The sequence below is a fragment of the Elusimicrobiota bacterium genome (assembly GCA_016182905.1).
In the GTDB taxonomy this organism is placed as follows: domain Bacteria; phylum Elusimicrobiota; class Elusimicrobia; order UBA1565; family UBA9628; genus GWA2-66-18.
Genome location: JACPFR010000044.1, coordinates 1 through 9,625, shown reverse-complemented (window position 1 = coordinate 9,625; position 9,625 = coordinate 1). Strand labels below are relative to the sequence as shown.

At 65.5% G+C, this 9,625-nt stretch carries 14 protein-coding genes; all 14 read left to right on the top strand.

Going from position 1 to position 9,625, the window contains the following annotated elements:
• Position 1: 1 nt before the first annotated feature.
• On the top strand, positions 2-892 hold the full coding sequence (locus HYV14_13540) for a hypothetical protein (protein ID MBI2387010.1): 891 nt from the start codon (positions 2-4) through the stop codon (positions 890-892).
• Positions 893-1,061: 169 nt separating this feature from the next.
• Positions 1,062-1,802: an HNH endonuclease gene (locus HYV14_13535; GenBank protein MBI2387009.1), complete on the top strand. Its 741-nt coding sequence runs from the start codon at positions 1,062-1,064 to the stop codon at positions 1,800-1,802.
• Between the two features lie 58 nt (positions 1,803-1,860).
• Positions 1,861-2,430, top strand: coding sequence for a hypothetical protein (locus HYV14_13530; protein ID MBI2387008.1), 570 nt, complete (start codon positions 1,861-1,863; stop codon positions 2,428-2,430).
• A 118-nt stretch (positions 2,431-2,548) separates the two neighbouring features.
• On the top strand, positions 2,549-2,932 hold the full coding sequence (locus HYV14_13525; protein MBI2387007.1) for a hypothetical protein: 384 nt from the start codon (positions 2,549-2,551) through the stop codon (positions 2,930-2,932).
• Positions 2,929-3,498 (top strand): tyrosine-protein phosphatase, encoded by a 570-nt coding sequence (locus HYV14_13520; GenBank protein MBI2387006.1) that lies wholly within the window; start codon positions 2,929-2,931, stop codon positions 3,496-3,498. Before HYV14_13525 ends, HYV14_13520 begins: the two co-directional genes overlap by 4 nt.
• Before the next feature lie 22 nt (positions 3,499-3,520).
• On the top strand, positions 3,521-3,865 hold the full coding sequence (locus HYV14_13515; GenBank protein MBI2387005.1) for a hypothetical protein: 345 nt from the start codon (positions 3,521-3,523) through the stop codon (positions 3,863-3,865).
• A 71-nt stretch (positions 3,866-3,936) separates the two neighbouring features.
• Complete coding sequence (locus HYV14_13510; protein ID MBI2387004.1) at positions 3,937-4,182, top strand: hypothetical protein; 246 nt, start codon at positions 3,937-3,939, stop codon at positions 4,180-4,182.
• Positions 4,183-4,186: 4 nt separating this feature from the next.
• Positions 4,187-4,489, top strand: a complete 303-nt coding sequence (locus HYV14_13505) for a hypothetical protein (GenBank protein ID MBI2387003.1) — start codon at positions 4,187-4,189, stop codon at positions 4,487-4,489.
• A gap of 167 nt (positions 4,490-4,656) precedes the next feature.
• On the top strand, positions 4,657-5,202 hold the full coding sequence (locus HYV14_13500) for a GNAT family N-acetyltransferase (GenBank protein ID MBI2387002.1): 546 nt from the start codon (positions 4,657-4,659) through the stop codon (positions 5,200-5,202).
• A 49-nt stretch (positions 5,203-5,251) separates the two neighbouring features.
• Complete coding sequence (locus tag HYV14_13495) at positions 5,252-5,689, top strand: GNAT family N-acetyltransferase (protein MBI2387001.1); 438 nt, start codon at positions 5,252-5,254, stop codon at positions 5,687-5,689.
• A gap of 120 nt (positions 5,690-5,809) precedes the next feature.
• Positions 5,810-6,346 (top strand): hypothetical protein, encoded by a 537-nt coding sequence (locus HYV14_13490; protein MBI2387000.1) that lies wholly within the window; start codon positions 5,810-5,812, stop codon positions 6,344-6,346.
• A gap of 89 nt (positions 6,347-6,435) precedes the next feature.
• Positions 6,436-7,854: a FecR domain-containing protein gene (locus HYV14_13485; GenBank protein MBI2386999.1), complete on the top strand. Its 1,419-nt coding sequence runs from the start codon at positions 6,436-6,438 to the stop codon at positions 7,852-7,854.
• Positions 7,851-9,071, top strand: a complete 1,221-nt coding sequence (locus tag HYV14_13480; protein ID MBI2386998.1) for a hypothetical protein — start codon at positions 7,851-7,853, stop codon at positions 9,069-9,071. The genes HYV14_13485 and HYV14_13480 overlap by 4 nt, the downstream gene beginning before the upstream one ends.
• Positions 9,071-9,625, top strand: a 555-nt coding sequence (locus HYV14_13475; GenBank protein MBI2386997.1) for a hypothetical protein, incomplete at its 3' end; no start/stop codon positions are given. The genes HYV14_13480 and HYV14_13475, both read left to right, overlap by 1 nt.

The window sequence follows — 9,625 nt, the reverse complement described above, 5'->3', positions numbered from 1 at the left end:
AGTGAAGCCGAGTTGGGAGACCCTCAAGCTGGTGCGCTGGAGCGCGCAGGGCAAGACGCGCGCCTTATGCGCCGGCAGCGGCCTGGCGCGCGTCTCCGGCGGGTTCTGGGCCGTCGCCGACGACCTCAACCACCTCATCCGCATCCCCGACGGCAAAGGCCAGGGCCGCGGCTACCGGCTGTTCCCGGGCGATTTGCCGGCCTCCGCCGGGGAGCGCAAGCGGGTCAAGAAGGACCTGGAGTCGCTCATCGACCTGGGCGCTGGACGGCTCGTGGCTTTTCCGTCGGGCTCCAAGGACCGGCGCGCGCGGGGCTCTCTGATCAGGCTCGACGCTCGGGGGCGGTTTAAAAGCGCGTGCGAGGTGGACTTCCGGCCGCTCATCGATCTTCTCGAGACATCGGTGCCGGGGCTCAACATCGAGGGCGGGTATGTGTCCCGGCGCAAGGTCGTGCTCCTTCAGCGCGGCAACGGCAAGGCGGGCTTCAACGGCCTCGTCAAACTGCGGCTGAAGGCCTTCCACAAAGGCCTGGCAGGCCGCTGGCGGGCCTCGGCGCTGCGCATACGGGTCAGGCGGGTGCCGCTCGGTTCCTGGGGGCGCATCGCGCTCTCGTTCACGGACGGGTTCTTTCATGAGGGCACGGCGTACTTCGCCGCGGCCGCCGAAGGGGGGAAGGACACCTACCGGGACGGCAAGGTCGCGGGATCGGTGATTGGGGCGATGGTGAAGGGCAAGAAGCCGGTGATTCTGGCCCGGCTCAAGGGCGAGAAGATCGAAGGGCTGGCGCTCAAGTCGGTGAAGGACGACCTGCTCGAGGTCTGCGCGGTGACGGACGCGGACGATCCGCGGCGGGCGTCGCGGCTGCTGCGGGTCTGGGTCAAGAAGACCGCGTAAGCGGGCGCCCCGACATCGCAGATCAGGCCGCTCCCCTGTCTATCATGTCTTACCCAAGGACCCGGAACGACTGGTTAATTGCTGATATTCGCTGTACAATCCAAGGATGGCATCAATCCATTCCGGAATTGAGCTGGTCAGCCTAATTATTGCTTAAGCAAACCAAGATATGGCAAGAACCCACGGACACGGAAACCCAGACTGGACGCGCGATGAAACAATCCTGGCCCTTGACCTTTACTTGAGCTGTAAAGAGAAGGTCCCATCTCGAAACGATCCTCGTGTTGAAAGCCTGTCGGAATCCCTTCGCCGACTCCCATATCATGCCGCCTTGTCTCGGAAGGAGTCTTTTCGGAATCCTGCAGGGGTAGCCTTCAAGCTTCAAAATATTCGAAAAGTGGCAACAGGCAAGGGCTTGGGGAATGTTTCGGAGATGGACCGTAAAATTTGGCCCGAACTCGGCTCGCGCCCAGAGGAGGTCCGACGACTCGCAGAACTGATTCGGAATGGTGTTCAGGTCGCCCAGTCACTACCCAATTCGGAAGGAGATGACGACGATAGTGAGTTTGTCGAAGGACGCATCGTCACTCAGAACCACAAACGGCGGGAGCGCAACCCGCAGGTCAGAAGGCAATTGCTTAAGGTCCGATGGAGCAAAGGCCGGCTGGCCTGTGATATGTGCCTAGAGCAGTCAAAGTCCGCCGAGCCGTCCTTTGAAGATGCAGGGTTCGAAGCACATCATTTGGTGCCAGTTTCTATGGCGATGGAACGAAAGACACGACTCAGCGACATTGCCCTCCTCTGTGCGAGTTGTCACAGACTTCTTCATCGGGCGATTGCGAGGGAAAAACGTTGGCTGAATATTCAGGACGGCAGAAGGATTCTGCGACTACGCCAAGAGGTTGCCTAACATCGGCTTCAGCCGACGCGCGCCAGTGCGGAGCGCCATTAGCGCGCGCGGCTGAGCCATGCGTTGGCAGACGAATCATATGACGAAAGAAATAGAGGTCGGAATACTCGCGCAGGAGATTCATGACGTTCGAGATAAGATTCTCGTAAGGTATCGGCTAACGAATTACACCCTGTACCTATTGCTTGCGGGCGCCCTGGCAGGCGGCACCCTCCTCGATAGGAAGCCGTTGAGTTGGATGATTCTGTTCGTTCCGCCATGTCTAGTGCTAATTGCTGCCTTTGCAATCCTTCAGCTTGCCTATACCCAGAACCTGACCAACTATGTCAAGGCGAAATCTCGAAAATTGAATTCGTTGTTGGGTTCAGATCTGGTGGACTACGAAGTTCATTATGCCGGTTCGAGGAAATTTGTCCGATATACCTACATTCCCATTTTCATCATCTGGGGAACGTGGCTGGTGTTCTATGGTTGCAGCCTATTTCAAGCGCACCAGTTGCTTGGCGCGAATGGAGACTGGTGGAGCTATCTCAGCGTGAATCTCCTATTGTTCCTGCTGCATATCATCGGTTGCTACAGGATCATCTTCAAGCTCCCTTTCGTTGTTTATGAGGCGAATGAGAAGTAATAAATCATGCTGCCTAGCCAGTTCCCTTTAGACGTCTGAAAACAGGGTCCTGTTGCGTCCGGACGCACCAGCGCAAGGCTAGGCAGCTGCGTCTGCTGAACTGATCGTTAAGGAATCCATGACAAAGAAACGCCTCGCCCGGATCGGAGTGGTCATCTTGATGCTCGGCGTCCTCTGCGTCGTCGGAGGGCTCGTCGTCGTCGGGAGATTCTCCGGAGGCCCCGTCGTCACGATCGTCAACGAGACGGAGGCCCGTCTCAGCGAGGTGAGCTTGACCGGGGATGCCTGGCGTCACGCCGTGCCCGACCTCGAACCCGGCGCGAAAGTCGAGGTCTCGCCGGCGTTCCGGGGGGAAACCGGCATGTCGATCTCGTTCTCGGCCGGAGGCAAGACCCATTCGCCGAAAGCCGGGATCTATCTCGAGAGCTTTGGCGGCTACCGGGCCGTCGTCGTCATCCATAAGGACTTTTCCGTGCTGATGAACTACGGCGCCTCCAAATGAGCGGCCCCCGGATCGCGCTGACCCTCGCGTTCTGCCTCGCGGTCCCGGCCGTCGCCCGGGCCGCCGACGAGACCGTCGCGCCGTCCACCTCGACCGCCGAAGGCGTGCCCAACTTCCGCGAAGTGTCCCCCGGCGTGTACCGCGGCGGCCACCCGACCGCCGCCGGCTGGGCCTTCTTGAGAGGCAAGGGCGTGAGGACGGTCGTGAAGCTCCATCTCGCGTCGGAGGGCTCCGACGACGAAGCCGCGGCTTTAGGCATGACCGTGATCGACGCCTCCGGCCCGCCGGCGACGATCAAGGACGTCTTCGGCGCCCCGGAGCCGGAACGCCTCATGCTCGCCGTCGAATCGCTGCGCGACGAGAGCCTGAGGCCGGTGTACGTCCATTGCCTGCACGGGGAAGACCGGACCGGCTTGGTCGTCGGCCTGTACCGGGTGCTGCACGACGGGAAGACGAAGGCCGCCGCCTACCGGGAGATGCGCCTGCACGGCTTCCACCGCTCGCTGCGGGGCCTGCGGGCCGTGTGGAAGCGGTTCAACGGTCGATCCATCCCCGGAGTCCGGTAGAGGTTTCATCAGAGGGAGCGTCATGAATAAGCCCAAAGCGCTCGTGCTGGCCGCGTTCACCGTCTGGCCCATCGCCTACATGTTCTTCTTCATGGCGACCGTCGCCTCGTCGTTCTTCTTGATGAGAGGAGGCTCGAATCAGATGCCCTCGTTCTTCGGCGTCCTGATCGTCCTGCACTTCTTCACGATGGCGGAGATGCTCGGCCTGCTCGTGTTCTACATCCTGCACCTGTTCAAGACCGACGAGATCGCGCAGGACAAGAAGGCCCTGTGGGCCGTGGTCCTGTTCATGGGCAACGCGATCGCGATGCCCGTGTATTGGTACCTGTTCGTGTGGAAGCCGCTCCAGGGCGAGCCCCAGGCCTGACGCGTCCAGAAAGGCGGGCCAGCGCCACTATGACCATTGTCATAGAGAGGTTTTCGACCTACAATTTACGGGTGACGGTCTTCGAAGCCTCGAACGACACGCTCAAGGAGTTCTATCTGTTCATCTCCACGCAATCCTTGGGGACGGTCGTACGCGCGCATTGCGACCGCCCTCCGAAGAAGATCGCCCATTGGCGGAAGGGCCAGGCGATCTTCTACAACGAGGTGGAGGTCCTGCCCGACGAGGCCCAGGCCTGGGAGTTCCTGGAAAAGTACGTCGGCACGCTTGAGCGGACCGGCTGGAAAGTCCTAGTCTAGGCGCATGACGCAGACGACGCTCGAAGCCGCGAAGGAGCAGGTCCGCCGTATCATCGGCTTGCTGGGCCGATCCGGCGAGGCGGCCGACGGGGCGTGCGCCGCGAGGCTGGAGGATGAGCTGTCGTCGATGGACGGGCGCTTCGGGACGAAGGAAGCCCTGTTCCGGATCGGCGAGTCCTGCCATCCCAAGGCGCTCGGCGACCGGTTCATACCGGGCCTGAGCGACGGCGAGTGGCGTCGCGAACTCGAGGTCCTGGAAGGGCGGTGCGCGGCGGCCTTCGACGAGCTCGAGCGCGCCCGCCCCTGAGCGCCGCGCGATCGCGGATTCGGCCGCCCCTGTCTATCATGTCTGACTCGTGGTCTCGGAAAGACTGGTTAATTGCTGATATTCGCTGTACAATCCGAGGACGACTGATCTCTTGACGGAATTGAGCTGGTCAGTCTGATTATTGGTCAGGCGCCTTAGAGACAACGATGTCAACGATCCGATCTGCAGAACCTTCCGATGCAGGGAAGCTGGCCGCGCTGGCTGAGCGAACATTTCGGGATACATTTGGCGGCGTGAATGCGATTGAAGATATGAATCTTCATTGCAAAACCAGTTACGGCGAATCGATCCAAGCGGCGGAGATCTCGAATGCGGAGATGGTCACGTTGGTATGTGAAGAGAAAGGGAGTCTGATCGCATTTGCACAGCTTCGCTGGGGAAAAGCGCCGGATTGCGTCTCCGCGAACCGTCCCGGGGAGATTCAAAGACTCTATGTGCTGAACGCATGGCACGGCAAAGGTATCGCAAAAGACCTGATGGCGGCGTGCATGACTCAAATGGAGAAGCGCGGATCGGATGTCGCCTGGCTCGGTGTTTGGGAGCGAAATCCAAGAGCGATCTCGTTCTATAAGAAATTCAAGTTTGTAGAAGTCGGAGACCACATTTTCAGTTTAGGGGCTGATCCGCAGCGAGACATCGTCATGGCACGCCCGATCGGCGGCTCGGCGGGGAAACGTGACGATCGAAATTAAGATCCGCCGTGCGGATGGTCTTCATGAGTTCCAGTGGTGTGCGAGTCTGATGGCGAGCTCTGAGCCCTGGATCACCCTGCGCCGGAATTATGATTCCGCATTAGGCGTCCTTCAAGACCCATCGCGGGAGGTGTATGTCGCGACCATCGGAGGCGAGCCTGCGGGCTTGATCGTCGTGGTGATGGGGGGAGCATTCAGGGGTTACATACAGACGGTCGCTGTCGATCCGGCGCAGCGCGGTCACGGGATCGGATCCCGCCTCATCCGGTTTGCTGAAGAGCGGATCCTTGCCGAAACCCCGAACGTGTTCATCTGTGTTTCTTCTTTCAACTCGAGGGCCAGAGAATTGTACGCGAGGCTGGGCTATGAACCTGTGGGAGAGCTGAAGGACTATGTCGTCCGGGGATACTCTGAACTGCTGTTGCGCAAGACGGTAGGGCCTCTCGCCGATTTCCCGCGAGGGAAATCCGACGCGGCGGCTCCATGAACGAGCCTCGGCACGAGCGGCCGGAGCCATAACGCAGGCCGCCTCCCCGTGATTTGAGCCTAATTTGGTCGCGGCCTCGGCTCGCCGGGGGCATACTATGCGAGGAGCCCGGAGGCGAACATGGATATCCAACCCCTGCTGCTGGCGTACACCGCCGCGGCGCTCGTGGCCCTCGGCGTGACGGCCGCGTTTTCCGCCTCGATCGAGCAGACGCTCATACGGCTGCTCCCCGAAGGCGTCGCCATACACTGGGCGAAGTTCATCAAGTTCGGCGTGTTCGCCGTCTCATTCACCGGCGGCCTGCCCGCGCCCCTCGGCGGCGGCTTCATCGACCGCAACGCCCCGCCGGGGCCGCCTCCGGGAGTGGCCGAGGGCCTGATGATCGTCATGAACTCGGCCAGCGGCGCGCTGATGGCGGCTGCGTGGGTGCTGCTCGCGTTCTTCGGCACAACCTTGATGGCGCTGATCGCCGGCCGCGCCTACCAGGCCCTGCGCAAGTACCGGGAGGAGCAGGCGGCCGAAGTCTCCCGGCGCGAGGCGGACAGGAAGGAGGATAAGGCGCGCCAAGAGTCCCAGCCGGTGAAGCGGAAGGAGCCGGCCGAGGCGCGCCCCGTCGTACAGGAGAAGCCCGGCGCTCATTCTCCGCCGCGGAGATAGTCTGATTTCAAATTCGGCCGGGAAAATAGGCTGAAACTTGTAACAAAAGCGTTCACCGCTGACGGGGGAGCGCTGTTAGACTAATAGGAATGCCCCCGTTCCGGGTTTTCCTGACAGCGGCGCTGGTTTTCGCCGCTTCGACCGCCGCTCGCGCCGCCGTCCTGCGCGAGGCGACGGGCCTCGTCCAGGTCCGGCCCGCCGGGGGCGACAGCTGGCGCCCCGCCGGCAAGACGCCCCGCCCGATGGGAGAGGGGGACGGGATCCGGACCGGCTTCAACGCCAAGGCGCGCGTCGAGCTCAACGGCGGGACGGTCCTGATCGCCGAGGGCAACGCCCACGTGTCCGTCGAGGTGGACACGCCCGGGCACACGAGCGTCCACGCGCTGTTCGGCACGGTGAGGATGATCGCGGACGCGCCGCGCGGGCGGTCGGTGTCGGTGCGCACGCCGACGTGCGTCGTGCGGGCGCGCGGGGAGCGCGTGCTGGCGCGCGTGACCGTGGCGGGGGGCGGGAACACGACGGTCGAGGTGGAGGAGGGCGTGGCGGGCGTCGAGGACAACCGCGGCGCGTCGGTGATCCTGCGCAGGGATCAGCGCATCGAGGTGGACCTCGCGGGCGTGCACGAGCCGACCGCCGCGCCGACGCCGGTGCAGGCGCGCAAGATCGACTTCATGGCGTCGATGCGGCGGGAGCTGGGCTTCGAGCTGGGGCGCGACGCGGACTTCGCGGCGGCCGCGCGCGAGACGCGCCGGGCGGAGCGCGAGCAGGGGCGCCTGCTGACCGACGCGGACGGACGGCGCGTGCGCGTCGAGGAGTACGTGGTGCGCCCCGCGGGTAACCGGCTGGCGCTCGTGGTGATGAACGGGCGGCCGGAGGGCCTGTCCTACTACGCGTGGGACGGGACCTTCGACGCGGCGCTGCCGGCGGACCTGTCGGGCGTCTTCGCGAGCCTGAGGGGCGGCGCGTCGGCGAGCGCGTGGACGGTGACGGATTTCACGATGACGCGCGCGGACGCGGCGGATTCGCTGGCGGAGAAGGGCTCCGGCGGCCATCAGGTGGACGTGAACGGGAACGCGGACCCGCTCGACGACGTCGCGGGCGGCGGCGCGGCGTTCCGGACGATCTTCGACCGCTACGGCTTGTACGCGAACGGGGCGCTCAAGCGCGGGTTCACCGGCGTGAACCTGCAGACCTACGCGGACGCCGCGGCGAGCACGACGAACGATCCCCTGACCGGGGCCTTGCTCGGCGCGGCGCTGCCGGTCGTCGTGATCAACACGACCTTCCCGGACGCGGCGGCGGCGCGCCAGGTGAGGCGCGAGTCGTACGGCGACGGGACGACCCTCGTCCGGGAGACCCTCGCGCTCGACTTCGGCGGCGGCGCGGGGCCGCGCTCGGGCTTCGCCTCGCCCGACCGCAACGTCGAGGACCGGACGACGTTCGGAGGACGGACGATCAAGATCGTCCTGCCGTCCGACGCCATCGGCGCGACGAGGCAGACGCCGTGAGGCTGTTGATAGCCGTCGTGCTCTCGATGGCGGCCGCGTCAGCGGACGCGATCGAGATCACTCCCATCGCGGGCATCCAGGCGCTCGGCGGCGTGCACTTCTTCCGCGGGGACAAGGGCGCGCTGTCGGGGAACGCCGACGCGGTGTTCGCGCCCGCGATCCGGCACGACGAGGACTGGTCGTTCCTCCCGTCCGTGCGCTCGTCCTACGAGGGGACGCGGCGCGTGACCGACACGCTCGGGACCGCGACGCCGGCGCAGGAGCGCATGGAGCACAAGGTCGCGTTCCGCGCGGTGTGGGCCGACCCGGCGTCGCGCTGGCGCCTGAAGCCCGGGATCTCGTACAAGCTCGGGTTCCTGAAGGAGACGGCCGACGAGTCCTGGGGCGGCGGCCTGTTCGACGAGCGGCTGTGGACGGTCGGCGCGGAGGCGGAGTTCCTCACGCGCGAGCCGCACTCGGCGCGCGCGGCGCTCGACTGGTTCGACGCGTCGTATCCCAACTACACGAGCCTCGAGTCGCAGGCGGCGCTGCAGTTCGCGGGCGCGCCGGTCGCGCGCGAGCTGGTGGGCGACAGCGTCCTCGACCGCAGCGGCGTGCGCCTCGGAGCGGCGTTCGACATGCCCGTCGGCGAGCGCGTGCGGCTCGACGCGGGGCTGTCCACGGTGTGGTCGCGCTACTCCAGCCAGAAGGTCGTCAACGACGCGGGGCAGTTCGACGCGGACACGCGCGCGGACTTCCTGACCGCGCTGAGCGTCGCCGCCCGGATGCCGCACGAGTGGAACGCCGACCTGCGCGCGCTGGGGTCGCTGACCTTCGGCCTGGGCGTGCTGTCGTCGAACCAGAACGGCTACGACGCCTCGCGCGGGGCGTTCCTGGCCAAGTTCTACGACTATCGCGAGGTGTCGGTGACGCCGGCGGTGAAGCTGCTCGTCGGGCCGCAGCGCGCGCCGGTGGCGGTGGACCTCTCGATCGGCTGGCGGCGACGCTCGTACGCCGGGCGCCGGGCGCAGGACGAGACGGGGGCGTACGCCGGCGGGCCGCTCTCGACGACAGAGTGGACGGTCGCGAGCACCTTGACCTATCCGATCGTCAAGCGCTTCAGCCTCGTGTTCACGCTCGAGCGGGCGAGCGCCAAGTCGAACCAGCGCTTCGAGCGCTACTACCGCTACGCGTACGAGGCGACGAGCGCGCTCGCCGGCTTCCGGTGGGACTGGTGATGAGGCGCCTGCTCGCCGCCGTCTGCGCCGTCATGCTCGCGGGCTCCGCGCGGGCGGCCGCGGTCGTCTGGACCGGCGGCGCGGCCGGGGACTGGAACGTCGCGGGCAACTGGACGCCGGCGTCGGTGCCCGGGGCGTTCGACGCGGTGACCATCCCGTCCGGGACCGTCGTGGCCTACTCGACGGACCCGGCGCTCGGCGTCGCCTCGCTGACCTTGGGCGAGGCGGGCGTGACGCCGGCGGCGGTGCTCCAACTCTCGACCGGGCTCGCGGTCGGCGGGACCATGCTCATGCGCGACGGCGCGGCGCTCCAGGTCTCCACGGGGGCCTCGGTGGCGGCGACGGACATCGCCCTGCTCCCGGGGACGAGCGTCGCCTTCACCGTCGCGCCCGCCGCGACGGGGCCGGCGCCCTTCCTGAGGTTCTACGCCTCGGGCTCGTTCAACCTGGCCGGCGGCTCGACAATCACGGCGCGCGGGCGCGGCTACGCGGCCGGCGCCGGGGCGGCGGCCGGGGCGGGCGCGGGCGGAGGCGGGGCGGGCTCGGCGGGGGCG